Origin of the sequence: Pararhizobium sp. (assembly GCF_965279435.1) — a bacterium.
Classification (GTDB): domain Bacteria; phylum Pseudomonadota; class Alphaproteobacteria; order Rhizobiales; family Rhizobiaceae; genus Pararhizobium.
Genome location: NZ_CBDIHY010000003.1, coordinates 4,135,793 through 4,153,888 on the forward strand (window position 1 = coordinate 4,135,793; position 18,096 = coordinate 4,153,888).

The window sequence follows — 18,096 nt, forward strand, 5'->3', positions numbered from 1 at the left end:
ATGACAATCGCTTCCCACCCCACCCAGAAAATCGCCATCATCCGCGCGCGCTGGCACGCCGATATCGTCGATCAATGCGTCAATTCCTTTATTGCCCAATGGCAAAAGCTCGGCGGCAACGCATCCGATGTCGAAATCTTCGACGTCCCCGGTGCGCTGGAAATCCCGCTGCATGCCCAGACGCTCGCCAGAACCGGCCGCTTCTCGGCCATCATCGGCTCCGCCTTCGTCGTCGATGGCGGTATCTACCGCCACGATTTCGTTGCCGGAACGGTGCTCGACGGCATGATGCGCGTCCAGCTCGACACCGGAGTGCCGGTGCTCTCGACCGTCCTGACCCCCCATCACTTCCAGGAATCCGAACAGCATATCCGCTTCTTCCGCGACCATTTCGTCGTCAAGGGCGTCGAAGCCGCCAATGCCTGCTCGCAGATTCTGGCAGCACGCGCGCAGCTGGCGTTGGTCAACGCCTGATACCAACTGCTTCGGAAGGGCAGGTTAACCTGCCCTTCTCACTATCGCCGCTCATCCAGCCAATATTGCCGAGCACACCCAAACCGGCTCGCAACGCGATCATTGGCAATGGCAGTCGATGCCTGATGTTGCTTGCGGCCGCCCTTGACGGCGCGGCCTGGAACGATGGTGTATCCATTATTGACAAGCTGCAGCTTGAATTCGTCGAAATTGCGCTTGAAGCCGCTTTTCACATGGCTGAGGGGATATCGCCATCCACTCCGGCAGGCTTTCATCAGAATGATCGAGTAGAGCCGCGCGCTGATAATCCGTGCGTCATCCTCGGAGATCACTTTGTCAGGAGACAGCTCGTCGCCCGGCGAACTCGGCGGAACGCTCGAGAAAACCAAATCAAGCGCGACGCATCCCCCCAATGTCGTTTTCACGGCAACCTTCCTCGCAGCCTCAAGCCAGCCCGTCACCTCCGCCCTTCTGACCGAGAACAGGATGACACGCGGAGGGCAGAGTACAAGACTCTTATTTTAGAGAAGAGAAATATACACTCCCCCGAAGGTGGACCCGCTAGTCGAGCGCGATGTACCCAATCCCCTTCTTGCCGATCTCCTCGAGAGATTCTTCATAACCCGCATCGGCATAACGAATGACGCCGAGCGACGTGTCGTTGGTCAGCGCGTGGCTGAGCCGTTCGGCGCCGGCCTCCGTGCCATCGGCAATCACCGTGACACCGCAGCTGGTCATGTAACCGGCATAACCGCCGCCGCCAGAATGGACGACGACGAGATCGGCCATCGACGAGCAGAGCAGCATCGCGTCGAGCAGCGGCCAGTCGGCGATGGCGTCGGAACCGTCCTTCATCCGTTCGGTCATGATGTTCGGATGCGCCATGGCACCGGCGTCGAGATGATCGCGCGAAAAGGCAATCGGGCCTTTAAGGTCACCGGATGCAACCAGCGCATTGACTGCGACCGCCAGCTCCGTCCGCTCGCCATGGCCGAGCCAGGCGATGCGGGCCGGTAGTCCCTCGAACGGTACGTTTTCCCGAGCCAGCCGGATCCAGTTGGTGACGATCTTGTTGCCCGGAAACATCTCCAGCAACAGATCGTCGATACGGGCGATATCGCTTTCCTCGCCCGACAGCGCCATCCAGCGGAACGGCCCGATGGCGCGGGCAAACAACGGCCGGAGATACGCCTCGGTAAAAATGCGGATGTCGAAGGCATTGGCGACGCCACCCTCGCGCGCCTGTGTGCGGATCAGGTTGCCATTGTCGAAGACTTCGGACCCCTTAGACTGGAATTCGAGCATCGCCCTGACGTGATCGACGATCGAAGCGCGGCTGGCGGCCATCAGCTGCCCTTGCCCGTCAACGCGCAGCCGCTTGACCTCCTCGATGCTCATGCCCTTCGGCACGTAGCCGTAGACGAGGTCGTGTGCCGAGGTCTGGTCCGTGACGATATCTGGCACAATGCCGCGTTTGGCGATTTCCGAATAGAGGGCAGCCGCATTGCCGACAAGGCCAATCGAGGTGGCGCGTTTTTCCTTGACGGCCTGATCGATCATCGCCAGCGCCGTGTCGAGGTCCGGCGCCACATGTTCAAGATAGCCGATCGCCTTGCGCTTCTCGGCCCGCACCGGGTCGATGTCGATGCAGAGGATCGCCGCCCCCGCCATCCGGCCCGCCAACGGTTGTGCGCCGCCCATGCCACCCAGACCGGCAGTCAGGATAAAGCGCCCGGCAAGATCACCGCCAAAGCGGTTTTCAGCGATGCGCATGAAGATTTCATAGGTGCCCTGGATGACGCCCTGGCTGCCGATATATTGCCAGGCGCCGGCCGTCAGCCCGCCCCAGCAGATCAGCCCCTGCTTCTCCAGTTCGTAGAACACCTCGGCCTTTGCCCACTGGCCGACAATGTTGCAATTGGCCATGATCACCAGCGGCGCCTTGGCATGGGTCTTGAGCAGTCCCACCGGCTTGCCCGACTGGATGATCAATGTCTGGTCCTCATCCATCTCCAGAAGCGTCTTGACGATTGCCCTGTGGGACGCCCAGTTGCGCGCCGCCTTGCCGAGCGCCGCATAGACGATCAAATTGTCCGGATCCTCGCCGACCGACAGCACGTTTTCCAGAAGCCGCAGCAAAGCCTCCTGCCGCCAGCCCTTGGCACGCAGTTCCGGACCACCGGGGATGGGAAAGTTCGGGTGACGGGGATTGGCCTTCGGCATCTTGGTCTTTCCTTTTTCTTATCTGCAATCGCATCCTTGCTTCCTGCACGCCGCTCTCGTGGAGCGTTCGCGCAAGGAGGAAGCACAGCACCGTTTGTCGTTCACTTCGGCGGCAGCGAGAGAACGTAGGCGAGTGCCGCATCGAGCAAGCGCTTGCGCAGGGCATCGTCGCCATAGGCCTTCGCGCCAGCGCGTACCCAACCATTCATCTGACGGTCGCCCATCACCATGAGCTCGATGCCATCGATCGCCAGTGCCCAGCCATCATTGTCCTTGCCGAGGCGCACCAGCATGCCGTCGTTGCGCGCGCCGCACAGCAGATGGCCGTCGAGGAGGAAGGCAAGGCCGCCGAACATCGGCTTCTCGGAAAGCCCCGATCTTTCGCCAAGCTCCTGTCTGATCAGTTCCTCAAGACCGGCATCGCGCGACACAGCACATTCCCCCTATGACTGTCCGGACAAGGCGTAACGCGCAATATTAATACCCATCGCCTTCTCGACCGAAGGATAGACGCTCGGATCAAGCACGCTGGACGCAAGCGGAATGACAGTCTTCGGCACATGCAGAACAAAAATCCTCATGCCGACCTGCAACTGCCCGACGCTCAGCGGCTCGCCTTCCGGCGACAGCGTGGTGATGACGTCGGGGAAGGTCGCGAGCCGCGCGCCGCCGGCATTCTCGACGGCCATGTATTCATTCATGACGTGGAGTACCGTTGAGTCATCGCCCTTCCCGAGCGTCACCGTGCCGATGTCGAAGGCTTCCTTGGTGTAGACGACGGATTTGTCGGTGATGACGCCTTCCGCAAGGATCGTGCCGTTGGTGGTCTTGGCGATGGTATCGATGATGGCGCTGCCGCGCTTGCCTTCCGCCGCGATGATCGCCTCACCCAGAGTCAAGGCCAGCGAAATGCCGCCAAGGGCTGCATTCTTGCGGACATAGGATGCCCGCAGCGGATTGCGGCAGGAAGCAATGAAGCCGCCGGACATGTCGGATGCGGTACGCAGGATCGGCGAGACTTTCGCGGTTGCGCCACGCACGACCAGCTCGATATAGCGGTTCTCGTCGCGATTACCGCCGACCGCCGTCTGGATCATCTGCTCCGGCGAACCCGCCATGCCGATCGATCCCATGTCGCCGGTCGGATGCGCCCGCATGTCGCCGACAGCATCAAGCACCTTGGTGCCGAGGATGGCGGATGGCAGCCAGCCGTTCAGCGTCGAGGACTTGCCGTTCTGCCCGACCATCAGGGCCGCAACCTTCTCGCCAAGCGCCTCCTGCAGCAGCTCGACTGCCTTGACGTAGTCGACGCCGCGCATTTCCCAGGGCGTGGTCGAGGCCGGCGCGCCGATGGCAGCGGCCGTCGCCACCCAGTCATTCGCGTCGAGCTCGTCGATCGACACCAGTTCCGGCTTGCCGATCGACACGGCAGCGTAGCCGAGCATGCGGCCATGATCGGCCCAGCCGCCGCCGCCCGCCGCATAGACCGAGCCGCCCTTGACGGCCGCCTCGACGTCCTTTTCCGTGAGTATCCGGCCCATCACTGTTCTCCCTGTAAATCGCTGTCGAGTTTGCGCACAGCCTCGAACAGCACCGCCGTGCCAAGCGCCACATCGTCATTTTCGGCCCATTCGTCGGGCGTATGCGAGCGGCCCTCGCGGCAGGCGATGAAGATCATCGCGGCCTTGGAAATCCGCGCCATCCAGGCGGTGTCGTGACCGGCACCGGACGCCATGCGGCGGCGCTTTGCCCCGACACGGTCACAGGCCTGTTCGAGATTGGCCATGACAAGCGGATCGGCAGGCGTCGGAAAATTATCGGAGATCAGCTTTGGCGAAGCGATCGAGACGCCGGTCTCGCGCTGGATATCGACGGCGATTTGATCGATTTCGGCAATGAACCGCTCCATGTCCGGCCGCAGTTCCGCCCGAGCATCGATCAGGATACGGGCACGCGAGGGCACCACGTTGGCGGCATTCGGCTCGACCGAGAACTCGCCAACGGTTGCGGTGAAATGCCCTTCGCCTGTCGAAAACTCGAGACCAAGCCGTTCGACGTCGCCGACCATCCGCGCAGCCGCCACAAGCGCATCGCGCCTGTGTCCCATCGGCGTGGTGCCTGCGTGATCCGCCTGTCCATCAAACAAGATTTCGATGCGGGTAATGCCCGAGATCGCCGTGACGATGCCGATATCGCAGCGCTCGGTTTCGAGCACCGGCCCCTGCTCGATATGCAGTTCCAGAAAGGCCTTGATATCCGACCGCTTCTGTCTGGCGAGCCGCGACGGGTCGCCGCCGGCATCGATCATGCCTTGCCGCAGAGTAAGTTCCCCTTGCGTCCGGCTCAGCCAGCCGTCCGGGATCAATCCCGCCAGACCACGGCTGCCGATGCATGAGACGCCGAAGATCGACACCTCTTCGGCGAGGAAATCGACAATCTCAAGATCGTGATCGAGCCGGATACCGGCATCACCAAGCGCCTGCGCCACTTCGAGCGCCGCCGCCACGCCGGCAATGCCGTCGAAGCGGCCGCCTTCCGGGACCGTATCGGAATGCGAACCGAGCATGATCGTCCCGAGCGCCGACTTGCGACCCTTGCGGCGACCGATCAGGTTTCCGGAGGCATCGATCCGGGTTTCCAGTCCCGCCGCCTTGAAGCGCTGCTCGAGAAAGGCGCGGCCATCCAGAAACAGTGGCGTAAAGGCGCGGCGCGTATAAGGCTTGTCCGGCTCGGTGATGCGGGCAAGCCCTTTGATGACATCGGCGATGCGGCCAGCATTGACGGGAAGATTGGTATCGATCACCGCCATCAGTTGCCCTCGCGCAGCGGCCGGACGAACTGGCCGGAGCCCGGCGCTGCCAGCACCGTCTTGCCGTCGAAAACCTGTGCGCCCCGATTATAGGTCGCAGCCACGCGCCAAGGCAGGCGAATGCCATTGTAGGGCGACCAGCCGACGACATTGTTGCCGCTTGCCGCCGCATCGTAGCTGTAGGATTCCGGTGTCAGAACGGTAATATCCGCATCCTTGCCCACCTCATGCGCGCCCTTCTGATGATCCAGCCGGAAATGGCGGGCGGGATTGAGTGACATCAGTTCGGCGGCCCGCGTCAACGGGATGCCACGCTCAAGCAGCCCATTGACGAACAGCGGGATCATCACCTCCAGCCCCGGTACACCCGAGGCATTGGCGAGCATGTCCGGATTGGTCTTGCGGTTTTCCGACCAGCTGACGTGATCGGTCGAAACCATCGTCACCTTGCCATCAGCCACATCGCGCCAGAGCTTTTCCACTTCGGCGCGCGGCCGGATCGGCGGATTGATTTTCGCTTTTCCCCCCAGCCGCCTCACATCGTTTTCCTCATCGAGGATGAGATAGTGGATGCAGCATTCGATGGTGGCGCGAAAACCCTGCGCGCGATAGGCGGCCGCGATATCGTAGCCGCGCCCGACCGAGCAGTGCACGACATGGGCCGGGCAGCCGGTGGCAGCGCCCGTTTCATAGATCTGGTTGGTGGCGAGCAGTTCGGTCAGCGGCGGACGCGACAGGCCATGAGCACGGTAATCGGTGATACCAGCCGCCTTGACTTTGCCGATTGCGGCGCGGACCGCTTCGTCATCCTCGTTATGGACGCCTGCGGTCAGGCCGGTCGGCGCAATTGCGGCAAAACAATCTTCCAGCAGGCCGGCGGGGATACGTGGAAAACGTTTCGGATCCGTACCGAAGGTCGAGAACTTGAACGCCGCGACGCCGGCCTCGACCATTTCGCCGATCCGCGCCGGGCCTTCTTCCGGATCAATCGTGCCGTAGAGGGCGAAATCGACGCGCGCCTGTTTTCGGGCATGATCGATCTTGCGTCGAACCGCATCGGCCGAGCAGACCAGATCGCCTTCGTCATAGGGCATGTCGACGATGGTGGTGACGCCGCCAGCTGCCGCCGAACGCGTCGACCAGATAAAATCCTCCTGGTCCTTCTGCGAGAGCGAATGCACCTGCGCATCGATGGCGCCGGGTAAGATCAGCGCGTTGCCGAGATCTTGGCGTTCGCGCGCTCCCGGCATGGCGCCCTGCCCGACGAGAGCGACCTTGCCATCGCGCACGGCGACAAATCCGCCTTCGACGATACGATCGGCAAAAACCACGGTACCTTTCAGAACCAGATCGAAGTCAGACATCCGTGTCTCCCTTACTGTCCGAGCGCGAAGAAATCGTCGAATTCAGGCATCGGTGCTGCCGCGACAATCGCCTCGAGCAGACGTCCGCAGGCAAATTCATGATGGAGAAGCTCGATCTCCTTGGAAAGCGGCCGGTCCTTCAGGTAGATCGGGCTGACGGCCCGCACCCTCTCGTAGGCAATCTGGGTGACGCCCTGCGGCGTATCGCCCAAGAGATCGACGGCTTGGGCCGACAGCATCGCCTCGATCGCCGCCATCTGCCGGAGATCGCGCACCTGCGTTTCCATGCGCTCGACGATCAGCGGTAGGAAGGTTGCCTCCTCTTCCAGCCCGCCCGCAACGACGATCGACTGTGCCGACAAGGGGACCGCCAGAGACTGGACGCGCATATAGAGTTCCACCACCAGCTTCATCACTGGGCCAAGGCCGCTGGCGATTTCGCCCGGTGCGACCAGGTTGATCGGCAGGTTTCGCCGAACGCCATTGGAGAGAAGAATGCAACGGTTCAGCACGTTGCGTGCCACATGCGAAAAGGCAATCTGCGCCGTCTCGATGTAAAGCGTTGTTGTTAGCGGCAGAGAGGCACCGGAGGCATGCACCTGCCCGCCCAGCACCACCGGATTATCGTCCGACAGGTAGGTCGCATCGACCAGCCGTTCGGCCGCGACCAAAAGAGTATCGACCGCGGCGCCAAACACCTGCGCGGTCATACGCAGGCTCAAGGGATCGTGGATCGCCGTCGGCAGCGGCCAGTCGACGCAATCGGACTGGCCATAAAGCCATGACCCCACAAGCGCTTCGCCGCGCGTCCCCAATGTCGCCGCCACCCGCCATGGGTCAGCCGAGGCGCCAAGCGCCAGCGACGACATCAGCCCGGTAGTCATCAGCACGCGCACCGCCGAGGCGGCTTCGCGCAGAACATCGGCGGCGGCCGCAAAGGCTGTGGCGTTGACGCTGAGGGCAGCCAGCGCATCGCGGGGCAGCATGACGAAGGGTTGGAGCCCGGCGCGGCGCAAAGCTTCGCCTGCATCCAGCAACTCATTCTCGAAGAAGGCCTCGCCAGTGCCGGTTAGCACCGAGGCGACCTGCCCCATCAGGCCGATATCGGCGCAACCGATCGAGCCGTGGCGATGAACGGCGGGAACGACGCCACGTTCCAGGAGTGCAAGGAACGCCTTGACCAGATCGACGCTGCAGCCGGTATGGCCCCCGAGTGCCGTATTGATGCGGATGGCGATGGCCTTGCGCACGATGGCCTTGGAAAACAGCGGACCGGTGCCGAAATGATGAGCCTTGACCAGTGCCGTGTTGAACTCCACGAGATCATCGACCGTCCACAGCCGATCCTTCATCGAGCCGACACCGGTATTGGCGCCATAGACCGGCAGGCCCATGGCGATACGATCAGCGATAACTTTGTGCGCGGCTTCGACCCGTTCGAACGATTGATCGGCAACAACGGGCACGAACAGACCGGAGCCGATTTTCTCCAGAGCGGAGAAGTCCAGCGGATTGCCACTGAGAAAAATGGTTTTCACCGATGCATGCATGCTTTGACTCACCTTGTTGGCGCCATGCTATGCCCAATATCCCGGTTTGTGTTATATCCCAAAGATGAAACATGAGATGCCGATACCCGTACGGGTCGGCATTGATCGGCACTGATTTGTAATTTGACCTTAGGGGATCAAAACCGCCGATGGATACCGCCACGCTTGCTCTTGTTCACGCGATCCTTGAAGAACGCGGAATCCGCCGGGCAGCAAAGGCAAGCGGCAGGCCGCCCGCAAGCGTCAGCGCAGCCCTGAAACGCTTCGAAGCCGCCATCGCCGTGCCGCTTGTCCGGCGCGAACGCGGCAATCTGGTGCCGACGCTTGAGGCGCAGAGCCGGATGGTGGATCTTGCGGCGGCAAACGCGGCAATCCAATTGCTGTTGCAACCCACAACTCAGCTATCGCATGAGGTCTTTCAGCAAGCTCCCTCTTCTCCCCAGCGGGGAGAAGGTGGCCCGCAGGGCCGGATGAGGGGGACGGCAAGCTCCAAAATCTCGGAAAGAGTCCTCTCTTCGCCTCACGTCCGCTTGGCACTTCTCCCCGCCGGCGAGAAGGGGGAGACCATCGCCAATGCGCCATATTCAACATCCGTTCGGCCGATACCCTCAATCAGCCTGACCGCACTGGAACGTTTCGTCGCCGTCGCCCACAGTGGTAGCATTCGCGCAGCCGCCAAGGCATCGGCAACCGGCCAGCCGCAACTCACACGGCAGATGAACGATCTGGAACGTGATCTCGGCTACACGCTGCTCATCCGTTCACCATCCGGCATCGCCTGCACGGTCGAAGGGTTGGCAGCAGTCCCGGTCATCGAAAACCTGCTGGAAATCTGGCGCAGGCTTTCGCGGGCTTCAGGCGACCGGTTCCGCCGGGCGGCGGCGACATGGCGGTTCGGCTCGGTGATGCCGCTTGGGCCGGAAAGCGAGATAGCCCGCATGTTGGCAGCGCTGACGGCCAAGTGGCATCGCGCCCGCCCGCGCCAGCCGCTGTTCGTGTCCAGCACCACCGCCGACGAACTGATCGCGGGATTAAAGAACCGCCGCTTCGACGTGGTGCTGCTTGACCTCGAAACTTTCCCGTCCGAGTTCGAAGGCAGGCTGATCTCGCGGACGCCGCTGGCGCTCGCGGGCCACCCTTCGCTGTTTGCCAAACATGGTGACGATATCGCCGCATTGCTGCAATCCCATCCCATCGCAGTGCCCAGCCTCAAGAGCGGGCTGCGCCAGCAGGCGGCCCATTTCATCGAGGCGACGCTCACCGAACAGGAGCGCAACCGGCTGACCTTGACCGAGGTCGATTCGATCCCCGTCATCCTCAATCTGGTGATGGATCACGGCTATCTTTCGGTACTGCCGGAAAGCTCCGCCGCCCGCGTGCGACATCCGCCGGCGATGCTGAGGCTCGGCCCCGGCTATATGCAAAGCCTGTCGCTGGCCTGGCAGAAGAACGCGCTTTCCCGGCAGGTGGCGGAAGCCATGCTGGGCATGATGCTCGCAGAGCATACGTCCGATATTGCAAATGCTCGTGACTGAATCACTTTCTGCAGGACGGGCGCCAAGCACCTGATCGGTCTCACAAATCCGCCGCCCGCTGAATCGATACATGAACTTGCCATCTCAGCTCTTCAGTTTGACCCGCCTGCGCGTCTCGCTTGGGCTTTCGCGATAGTGGGCGCGATAACTGCGGGAAAAGGCCGAGGAAGAATTGAAGCCAGTGGCAGCGGCAATATCGGCAAAATCGGCCCGGGTCTCGATCACATTGCGCCGCGCCGCATTCAGCCGGAGCGCCAGATAATGGGCATGCGGTGCCACCCCCATGGTCTCCTGAAAGAGGTCCTGTAGATGGCGGGCGCTGACCCCGGCGCGGCGCGCAAGACGGCTGAGCGTCAAGGGCGCATCGACGGTCTCCTCCATCAACTTGACGGCCGCCCCGACACGGGCATCGACGATCCGCATATTGCCGATGGCGGGCATCTGCAGCAGGTCGCCGCGCGTGCGCTCCTGTTCGTAGATGAACAGGCGTGAGACCTCGAGCGCCAGCGAATAGCTGTGCTGGCGGCGGATCAGCTCCAGCATCAGGTCGAGCGTCGGCAGCGAGCCGCCGGTGGTAATCCGCTTGCCATCGATGACGAAGCGCTCGCGCACCATGTTGATCTGCGGATAGGCCGCAGTGAAATCCTCGAAATCCTCCCAATGATTGGTGGCTGAAAAATTATCGAGCAAGCTGGTCTCGGCCAGAAACCAGGTGCCGGCCTCGATCCCGGCAACAATCTCGCGATGCCGGGCCGTTCGCGACAAAAGCATCTTCAGCTGCGTCGTCGCATAGGCCCGCCAGTTATAGCTTGAGAGCACGAACAGCGGCGCCGTCTCATTCTGTGGCCGGAAAGGCCCGGCAACCGGGATCGGAATACCGCTCCTGGTTTCGATCGCCTGACCGTCCGGGCTGAAAATCGACCAGTCGTACAACACCTTTCCGGCAATGCGGTTGGCGGCGCGAAGCGGCTCGATCACCGATGCAACGAGGATCAGATTGGTCTCCGGCAACACCAGCAAGTCGAGGTGCTGGGTTCCATCGCTTGGAACAAGCATTCGTGTGTGTCCGACTTCTAATTCCGAAAATGTATAACATACATCCACAAATGGAAAGCAGACCCTTCATTCTTGGCTCGTAATGCATGCCAAGAACAAGGGGAGGCCTTTTATGCCATTGAGCATGAACCGCGACGTTTTCATTACCTGTGCAGTCACCGGCTCCGGCGATACCGCCGGCAAGTCGCCGCATGTGCCAAGATCACCCAAACAGATTGCCGCTTCGGCCATTGATGCCGCCAAGGCGGGCGCCGCCATCGTGCATTGTCACGTGCGCGATCCCGAGACCGGCGCACCGAGCCGCCGCAACGACCTCTACAAGGAAGTGACCGACCTCATTCGCTCCGCCGATGTCGATGTGGTCCTCAACCTGACGGCCGGCATGGGCGGCGACATGATTTTCGGCAATATCGAAAGCCCGCTGCCGCTCAACCCCAACGGCACCGACATGGCCGGAGCCACTGAGCGCGTGTCCCACGTTGCCGAATGCCTGCCAGAAATCTGCACGCTCGATTGCGGCACGATGAACTTTTCGCTCGGCGATTACGTCATGACCAACACGCCGTCGATGCTGCGCGCCATGGCCAAGATGATGACCGATCTGGGCGTACGCCCGGAAATCGAGGCGTTCGACACCGGTCATCTGTGGTTTGCCAAGCAGCTCGTCGAAGAAGGCCTGATCGAGGACCCGGTCCTTATCCAGCTCTGCATGGGTATTCCGTGGGGTGCGCCCGACGACCTCAACACTTTCATGGCGATGGTCAACAACGTGCCCGCGAGCTGGACCTTCTCGGCCTTCTCGATCGGCCGCAATGCGCTCGCCTATCCCGCCGCAGCCGTTCTCGCCGGTGGCAATGTCCGCGTCGGTCTGGAAGACAATCTCTATGCAGGCAAGGGCCAGCTCGCCACCAATGCGCAGCTCGTCGAAAAGGCCGTCGGTGTCATCGAAGGCATGGGCGCCCGGATCATCGGCCCGGCCGAAGTGCGTGAGAAGCTGAAGCTGACGAAGCGCTGAAGCGAACGGCGGAGTCGGGGATCCCCCTCATCCGCCCTTCGGGCACCTTCTCCCCGCTGGGGAGAAGGGGAAACTGCCGCAATCGCCAAGGCCAAAACTGAACTGAGAAGACGCCGCGCATACCCTCTTCTCCCCAGCGGGGAGAAGGTGGCTCAAAGAGCCGGATGAGGGGGCCGCAGAGCGCGACACGTGAGAGGGAACAAAAAATGACCAAAATCACCAAGGCGGCCTGCATCGGCGGCGGCGTTATCGGCGGGGCCTGGGCGGCGCGCTTTATCCTGGCCGGCATCGACGTCAACATGTTCGATCCGCATCCGGAAGCAGAGCGCATCGTCGGCGAAGTGCTGGCCAATGCCGAGCGCGCCTATGCCATGCTGACCATGGCGCCGCTGCCACCGAAAGGAAAGCTCACCTTCGTCAAGAGCGTTGAGGAAGCCGTGCAAGGCGCTGACTGGATTCAGGAAAGCGTTCCCGAACGGATCGACCTGAAGCGCAACGTCATCACCCAGATCGACGCCGCCGCTTCGCCGACAGCCCTGATCGGCTCGTCCACGTCGGGCATCATGCCGACGGACCTGCAGCGCGACATGAAGCATCCCGAACGCATGTTCGTCGCCCATCCCTACAATCCGGTCTACCTGTTGCCGCTCGCCGAACTCGTCGGCGGCGAAAAGACCAGCAAAGCCACGCTTCAGGATGCCAAGGCAAAGCTGGCGCCGATCGGCATGAAGGGCGTGATCATCAACAAGGAGATCGAGGCCTTCGTCGGTGACCGTCTTCTCGAAGCCGTCTGGCGCGAAGGCCTGTGGCTGATCAAGGACGATATCTGCGACACCGAAACGCTCGATGACGTCATCCGCTATTCGTTCGGCATGCGCTGGGCGCAGATGGGCATGTTTGAGACCTACCGCATCGCTGGCGGCGAAGCCGGCATGCGCCACTTCCTTGCCCAGTTCGGCCCCTGCCTGTCCTGGCCCTGGACCAAGTTGATGGACGTGGTCGATCTCGATGATGAACTCGTCGACAAGATCGCCGGTCAGTCCGATGCGCAATCCGGCGCCCGCGGCATCCGTGATCTCGAGCGCATCCGCGACGAAAACCTCGTCGGCATCATGCACGCCCTGAAGAGCGGCGACGGCGGCAAGGGCTGGGGGGCGGGAAAACTGCTCGCCGATTTCGAAGACAACCTCTGGGCAAATGCCGAAAAGCCACAGACCGATCTCGGCCAAGCTAAGGCGATCCGCATCCTCGACACCAAGGTCAATGCCGCCTGGGTCGATTACAACGGCCACATGACCGAGCACCGATACCTGCAGGTGTTCGGCGACACGTCCGACGGCATCCTGCGCCTGATCGGCGTCGATCTGGACTACGTCAAGAACGGCCACAGCTACTATACGGTCGAGACCCATATCCGCAATCTCGGCGAAGCCAAGCTCGGCGACGCCCTCTACTCGACCTGCCAGATCCTCTCCTATGACGAGAAGCGGCTGCACATCTTCTCGACCATCTACAACGCCGCCACCAATCAAGCGGTCGCCACCGCCGAGCAGATGATGCTCCACGTCGCCTCTAAGGAGAGCAAGGCGGTCCCCGCACCAGCTGCCGTGCTCGACCGGGTGAAGGCGATTGCGCAGGCGCATGCGGGATTGCCGAAACCGGATGGTGTCGGACGCGCCGTTGGGCAGAAGCGGTAGTGTTTTTCCCTCCCCCTTGTGGGGAGGGTGGCCCGAAGGGTCGGGAGGGGCTCTTTTTCAAGAAAACCCCCTCCCCAACCCTCCCCACAAGGGGGAGGGAGCGCCTCGGAGCACAGCGCGCCGAAGGCAGATAAAAAAGGAGGGATTGATATGAATTTCGCACTGACCGAAGAACAGCAGATGATCGTCGATACCGTGCGCGGCTTCGTCGAGACCGAGATTTATCCGCATGAGAACGAGGTGGAGCGCACCGGTATCGTGCCGAAGGAGTTGGGCCAGGAGATTGCGCAGAAATGCAAGGATCTCGGCTTCTTTGCCTGCAACATGCCGGAAGAAGTCGGCGGTGCCGGCCTTGATCACCAGACGTTTACGCTGGTCGAGCGCGAGCTTGGCCGTGGCTCGATGGGCCTCACCGTGTTCTTCGGCCGCCCCTCCGGCATCCTCATGGCATGCAATGACGAGCAGCGCGAAAAATACCTGATCCCGGCCGTTAAGGGCGAGAAATTCGATGCGCTTGCCATGACCGAGCCGGATGCCGGTTCCGACGTGCGCGGCATGAAATGTTTTGCCAAGCCCGATGGCGACGACTGGATCGTCAACGGCACCAAGCATTTCATTTCGCATGCCAATATCGCCGATTTCGTCATCGTCTTCATCGCCACCGGCGAGGAGGAAACCCCGCGCGGCCCGAAGAAGAAGATCACCTGTTTCCTCGTCGATCGTGGCACACCGGGCTTTGAAATCCGCAACGGCTACGATTCGGTCTCGCATCGCGGCTACAAGAACTGCATCCTGTCGTTCGACGATTGCCGCCTGCCCTCGTCCGCCATTCTCGGCGAAGTCCACAAGGGTTTCGACATCGCCAATGACTGGCTCTACGCGACCCGTATTACCGTTGCTGCCACCTGCGTCGGCCGCGCCCGCCGGGTGTTTGACTATGCCCTGCCCTATGCCGCCGAGCGAAAACAGTTCGGCAAGCCGATCGGTGCCAACCAGGGGGTTTCGTTCAAGCTCGCCGACATGATCACCGAGATCGATGCTGCCGACTATTTGACGCTGGCGGCCGCCTGGCGGCTCGACCAGAAGCTTCCGGCCAACCGCGAGATTGCTTCTGCCAAACTCTATGCCTCGGAAATGCTGTCGCGCGTCACTGACGAAGCGATCCAGATCTATGGCGGCATGGGCCTGATGGACGACCTGCCGCTTGCCCGTTTCTGGCGCGATGCCCGTGTCGAGCGCATCTGGGACGGCACCTCGGAAATCCAGCGGCATATCATCAGCCGCGACCTCCTGCGCCCACTGGGAGCATGAGGATGACGCTATCCCTTGACCGCCTGATCCGGCCCCAATCCATCGCCGTCTTCGGCGGCAAGGAAGCGCGCCGGGTCATCGAACAATGCGACAAGATGGGTTTCACGGGCGATATCTGGCCGGTGCATCCCAAACAGGACGAAATCCTCGGCCGCCGCTGCTATCGCTCGGTGTCCGAGCTGCCGGCAGCCCCCGACGCCTCCTTTGTCGGCGTCAACCGCCAGCTCACCATCGACATCATCCGCGATCTATCCGCCCGCGGTGCTGGCGGCGCCATCTGCTATGCATCCGGTTTCCGTGAGGCTGTGAGCGAACTTGCCGATGGCAACGACCTGCAGGATGCGCTGGTCGCAGCTGCCGGTGACATGCCGATCGTCGGCCCCAATTGCTACGGCTTCATCAATGCGCTGGACGGCGCCCTGCTCTGGCCGGACCAGCACGGCATGCAGCGCGTCGATCGCGGCGTCGCCGTTCTCACCCAGTCGTCAAACATCGCCTGCAACATATCGATGCAGATGCGCGGCCTGCCGCTCGCTTATATCATGACGGCGGGAAACCAGGCACAAACAGGCCTGTCGGAACTTGCGATCGCAGCGCTCGAAGATCCGCGCGTTACCGCCGTCGGCTTGCATATCGAAGGTTTTGACAGCATCGAAGCGCTGCAGCGGCTTGCGACCCGCGCGAGAGAACTGAAAAAACCGGTCGTCACCCTCAAGGTCGGAAAATCCGAAGCCGCCCAGCTGGCAACGGTCTCGCATACCGCATCGCTGGCGGGCAACGACGCCGTTTCCGGCGCAGTGCTTGAACGTCTCGGCATCGGCCGGGTCGATACACTGCCGGAACTGCTGGAAACCTTGAAACTACTGCACTTGCATCCACCGCTGAAAAGCTACGACGTCTCCTCGATGAGCTGCTCCGGTGGCGAGGCGTCGTTGATGGCGGACGCCGGGGTCAAGCGGAAGACCGTGTTTCGGGCGCTGAAGGACGAGCAGCGCTTCCGCTTGCGCGAAAGCCTCGGCGAAATGGTCACCATCGCCAATCCGCTCGACTACCACACCTTCGTCTGGGGCAACCTCGAAAAGCAGACGACAGCCTTTACTGCGATGATGAAAGGCGATTACGCGCTGAACCTCATCGTACTCGATTTCCCCCGCCAGGATCGTTGCGACGCCGCCGATTGGAACACCACCTGCGAAGCCGTCATCGCCTCGGCAAAGGCGACAGGGGCCGTTGCCGGCATCGTCGCCAGCCTTGGCGAAAACATGCCGGAAGACACGGCACTATCGCTGATGGCGTCGGGCGTCGTTGCCTTTTCCGGCATCGACGAGGCACTGGCCGCAGCCGAAATTTCGGCCGGCATCGGTGCCATCTGGGGGAAACCGGTCCCGGCACCGCTCCTGTCCGGGCACGCGGAAGACGGCGAGATCATCACCATCAGCGAAAACGAGGCTAAGGCCGAACTGGCAAAATTCGGCCTCGTGGTGCCGATGGGCAAAGCAGCCTCCACGGCAGATGGAGCCGCAGATGCCGCTGAAACCCTCGGTTTTCCGGTGGTGCTCAAAGGCCTCGGCGTCGCCCACAAGACCGAAGCGGGCGCCGTCAAACTCAATCTAGCCGACCGCCAGTCGGTTCTCGACGCGGCAGACGCCATGAAAAGCGTCGCCTCGGGTTATCTTGTCGAAAAAATGATCGCAAAACCCGTCGCCGAAATCATTGTCGGCGCGCTCCGCGATCCCGTCGCCGGTCTGGTGCTCACGATCGGCGCAGGCGGCATTCTGGTGGAATTGCTCGAGGATTCGGCGATTTTGACCCTTCCAACCACGCCTGAAGCGATTAACGAAGCCATTTCCGGCCTCAAAATCAAGAAACTGCTCGACGGTTATCGTGGCGGTCCGAAGGGCGACATTGCAGCGCTTGTAACCGCTGTCGCTGCCGTCGCATCCTATGTCGCAGCAAACGCTACAATACTGGAAGAACTCGATATCAATCCTATCATGGTGTTGCCACAAGGGTCTGGAACCGTTGCAGCCGATGCCCTGATCCGTCGAAGGAAATGACCCTATGACCGGACCTATCAGAACGCGCCGCGAAGGCGGCATTCTCGAAGTCACCATCGATCGGCCGAAGGCCAACGCGATCGATCTGGTGACCAGCCGCATCATGGGCGAAATCTTTGCCGGATTTCGCGATGACGATACGTTGCGCGTTGCGATCATCACCGGTGCCGGTGAAAAATTCTTCTGTCCTGGATGGGATCTGAAAGCGGCAGCCGGTGGCGATGCCGTCGATGGCGACTACGGCATCGGCGGCTTTGGCGGCATGCAGGAATTGCGTGACCTCAACAAGCCGATCATTGCCGCAGTCAACGGCATCTGCTGCGGCGGTGGTTTGGAAATAGCCCTGTCGACCGACATGATCCTTGCCGCCGAACACGCGACCTTCGCGCTACCGGAAATCCGCTCCGGGACCGTCGCCGATGCCGCTTCGATCAAGCTGCCCAAGCGCATCCCCTATCATATCGCCATGGACATGCTGTTCACCGGCCGCTGGCTGGATGTGACCGAGGCGCACCGTTGGGGTTTCGTCAACGAAATCCTGCCCGCCGATAAACTGATGGAGCGTGCCTGGGAGCTCGCCCGCCTGCTCGAAAGCGGTCCGCCGCTGGTTTACGCGGCCATCAAGGAAGTGGTCCGCGCTGCCGAAGGTGAGGATTTCCAGACGACGATGAACAAGATCACCAAGCGCCAGTTCAAGACGGTCGACATCCTCTATTCGAGCGACGACCAGCTGGAAGGCGCACGGGCCTTTTCGGAAAAACGCGATCCGGTGTGGAAGGGAAAATAACTGCCGGGCCGCGTATAGGACTAAAGGGGTGATAGGATTTCCTGTGCCCCACAATCATAAGCCTGGCTTATGATAACTGCCAAATATTTATGTGAATACAGAGCATCTCTCAGAAGATACCATTAATTTTAACGGGATTTTCGACATCGAAACCCCCATTTCACGAAAGGCTCGATCGCGGCAAACCAACCGCAAAAGTGACTGGCCTACCTGCCCCC

General features: G+C 61.5%; 15 protein-coding genes. 7 read left to right on the top strand and 8 right to left on the bottom strand.

The window, feature by feature from the left end:
- A complete protein-coding gene (locus tag ACQY8Q_RS25805; protein ID WP_428429876.1) occupies positions 1–474 on the top strand; it encodes a 6,7-dimethyl-8-ribityllumazine synthase in 474 nt (157 codons plus the stop codon).
- Positions 475–515: 41 nt separating this feature from the next.
- Here the strand turns inward: ACQY8Q_RS25805 and ACQY8Q_RS25810 are convergent, their stop codons facing one another.
- The 7 genes from ACQY8Q_RS25810 to ACQY8Q_RS25840 form a co-directional block, all read right to left on the bottom strand.
- Positions 516–899, bottom strand: coding sequence for a hypothetical protein (locus tag ACQY8Q_RS25810; protein ID WP_428429358.1), 384 nt, complete (start codon positions 897–899; stop codon positions 516–518).
- Positions 900–1,035: 136 nt separating this feature from the next.
- The gene (locus ACQY8Q_RS25815) at positions 1,036–2,697 is read right to left on the bottom strand and encodes a urocanate hydratase (RefSeq protein WP_428429359.1); all 1,662 of its coding nucleotides are present in this window, start codon (positions 2,695–2,697) and stop codon (positions 1,036–1,038) included.
- 101 nt (positions 2,698–2,798) lie between these two features.
- Positions 2,799–3,128, bottom strand: a complete 330-nt coding sequence (locus ACQY8Q_RS25820; RefSeq protein ID WP_428429360.1) for a TfoX/Sxy family protein — start codon at positions 3,126–3,128, stop codon at positions 2,799–2,801.
- Between the two features lie 12 nt (positions 3,129–3,140).
- A complete protein-coding gene (locus ACQY8Q_RS25825; protein WP_428429362.1) occupies positions 3,141–4,238 on the bottom strand; it encodes a DUF917 domain-containing protein in 1,098 nt (365 codons plus the stop codon).
- Complete coding sequence (locus tag ACQY8Q_RS25830; RefSeq protein ID WP_428429877.1) at positions 4,238–5,497, bottom strand: Zn-dependent hydrolase; 1,260 nt, start codon at positions 5,495–5,497, stop codon at positions 4,238–4,240. Before ACQY8Q_RS25830 ends, ACQY8Q_RS25825 begins: the two co-directional genes overlap by 1 nt.
- Before the next feature lie 8 nt (positions 5,498–5,505).
- Complete coding sequence (locus ACQY8Q_RS25835) at positions 5,506–6,870, bottom strand: dihydroorotase (RefSeq protein WP_428429363.1); 1,365 nt, start codon at positions 6,868–6,870, stop codon at positions 5,506–5,508.
- Positions 6,871–6,881: 11 nt separating this feature from the next.
- On the bottom strand, positions 6,882–8,420 hold the full coding sequence (locus tag ACQY8Q_RS25840) for an aromatic amino acid lyase (RefSeq protein WP_428429365.1): 1,539 nt from the start codon (positions 8,418–8,420) through the stop codon (positions 6,882–6,884).
- Between the two features lie 149 nt (positions 8,421–8,569).
- On the opposite strand from ACQY8Q_RS25840, the gene ACQY8Q_RS25845 reads away from it, so the two are divergent.
- Complete coding sequence (locus tag ACQY8Q_RS25845; protein WP_428429366.1) at positions 8,570–9,955, top strand: LysR family transcriptional regulator; 1,386 nt, start codon at positions 8,570–8,572, stop codon at positions 9,953–9,955.
- Between the two features lie 84 nt (positions 9,956–10,039).
- Here the strand turns inward: ACQY8Q_RS25845 and ACQY8Q_RS25850 are convergent, their stop codons facing one another.
- On the bottom strand, positions 10,040–11,011 hold the full coding sequence (locus ACQY8Q_RS25850; protein ID WP_428429367.1) for a GlxA family transcriptional regulator: 972 nt from the start codon (positions 11,009–11,011) through the stop codon (positions 10,040–10,042).
- Between the two features lie 112 nt (positions 11,012–11,123).
- Between ACQY8Q_RS25850 and ACQY8Q_RS25855 the strand changes: the two genes are divergently transcribed.
- The 5 genes from ACQY8Q_RS25855 (at position 11,124) to ACQY8Q_RS25875 (ending at position 17,878) form a co-directional block, all read left to right on the top strand.
- Positions 11,124–12,026 carry a 3-keto-5-aminohexanoate cleavage protein gene (locus ACQY8Q_RS25855; RefSeq protein WP_428429368.1) on the top strand — a complete coding sequence of 301 codons (903 nt, stop codon included), beginning with the start codon at positions 11,124–11,126 and terminating at the stop codon, positions 12,024–12,026.
- A 206-nt stretch (positions 12,027–12,232) separates the two neighbouring features.
- On the top strand, positions 12,233–13,723 hold the full coding sequence (locus ACQY8Q_RS25860; protein WP_428429369.1) for a carnitine 3-dehydrogenase: 1,491 nt from the start codon (positions 12,233–12,235) through the stop codon (positions 13,721–13,723).
- 150 nt (positions 13,724–13,873) lie between these two features.
- Positions 13,874–15,034, top strand: a complete 1,161-nt coding sequence (locus ACQY8Q_RS25865) for an acyl-CoA dehydrogenase family protein (RefSeq protein WP_428429371.1) — start codon at positions 13,874–13,876, stop codon at positions 15,032–15,034.
- A 2-nt stretch (positions 15,035–15,036) separates the two neighbouring features.
- Positions 15,037–17,091, top strand: a complete 2,055-nt coding sequence (locus ACQY8Q_RS25870) for an acetate--CoA ligase family protein (RefSeq protein ID WP_428429372.1) — start codon at positions 15,037–15,039, stop codon at positions 17,089–17,091.
- A gap of 4 nt (positions 17,092–17,095) precedes the next feature.
- On the top strand, positions 17,096–17,878 hold the full coding sequence (locus tag ACQY8Q_RS25875; RefSeq protein WP_428429373.1) for a carnitinyl-CoA dehydratase: 783 nt from the start codon (positions 17,096–17,098) through the stop codon (positions 17,876–17,878).
- Positions 17,879–18,096 lie beyond the last annotated feature (218 nt).

Coding starts and splice junctions, on each gene's coding strand:
- ACQY8Q_RS25875 (WP_428429373.1), top strand. CDS start 17,096: ATGACCGGACCTATCAGAACGCGCCGCGAAGGCGGCATTCTCGAAGTC.
- ACQY8Q_RS25815 (WP_428429359.1), bottom strand. CDS start 2,697: ATGCCGAAGGCCAATCCCCGTCACCCGAACTTTCCCATCCCCGGTGGT.
- ACQY8Q_RS25835 (WP_428429363.1), bottom strand. CDS start 6,870: ATGTCTGACTTCGATCTGGTTCTGAAAGGTACCGTGGTTTTTGCCGAT.
- ACQY8Q_RS25850 (WP_428429367.1), bottom strand. CDS start 11,011: ATGCTTGTTCCAAGCGATGGAACCCAGCACCTCGACTTGCTGGTGTTG.
- ACQY8Q_RS25805 (WP_428429876.1), top strand. CDS start 1: ATGACAATCGCTTCCCACCCCACCCAGAAAATCGCCATCATCCGCGCG.
- ACQY8Q_RS25860 (WP_428429369.1), top strand. CDS start 12,233: ATGACCAAAATCACCAAGGCGGCCTGCATCGGCGGCGGCGTTATCGGC.
- ACQY8Q_RS25855 (WP_428429368.1), top strand. CDS start 11,124: ATGCCATTGAGCATGAACCGCGACGTTTTCATTACCTGTGCAGTCACC.
- ACQY8Q_RS25865 (WP_428429371.1), top strand. CDS start 13,874: ATGAATTTCGCACTGACCGAAGAACAGCAGATGATCGTCGATACCGTG.
- ACQY8Q_RS25870 (WP_428429372.1), top strand. CDS start 15,037: ATGACGCTATCCCTTGACCGCCTGATCCGGCCCCAATCCATCGCCGTC.
- ACQY8Q_RS25845 (WP_428429366.1), top strand. CDS start 8,570: ATGGATACCGCCACGCTTGCTCTTGTTCACGCGATCCTTGAAGAACGC.
- ACQY8Q_RS25840 (WP_428429365.1), bottom strand. CDS start 8,420: ATGCATGCATCGGTGAAAACCATTTTTCTCAGTGGCAATCCGCTGGAC.
- ACQY8Q_RS25825 (WP_428429362.1), bottom strand. CDS start 4,238: ATGGGCCGGATACTCACGGAAAAGGACGTCGAGGCGGCCGTCAAGGGC.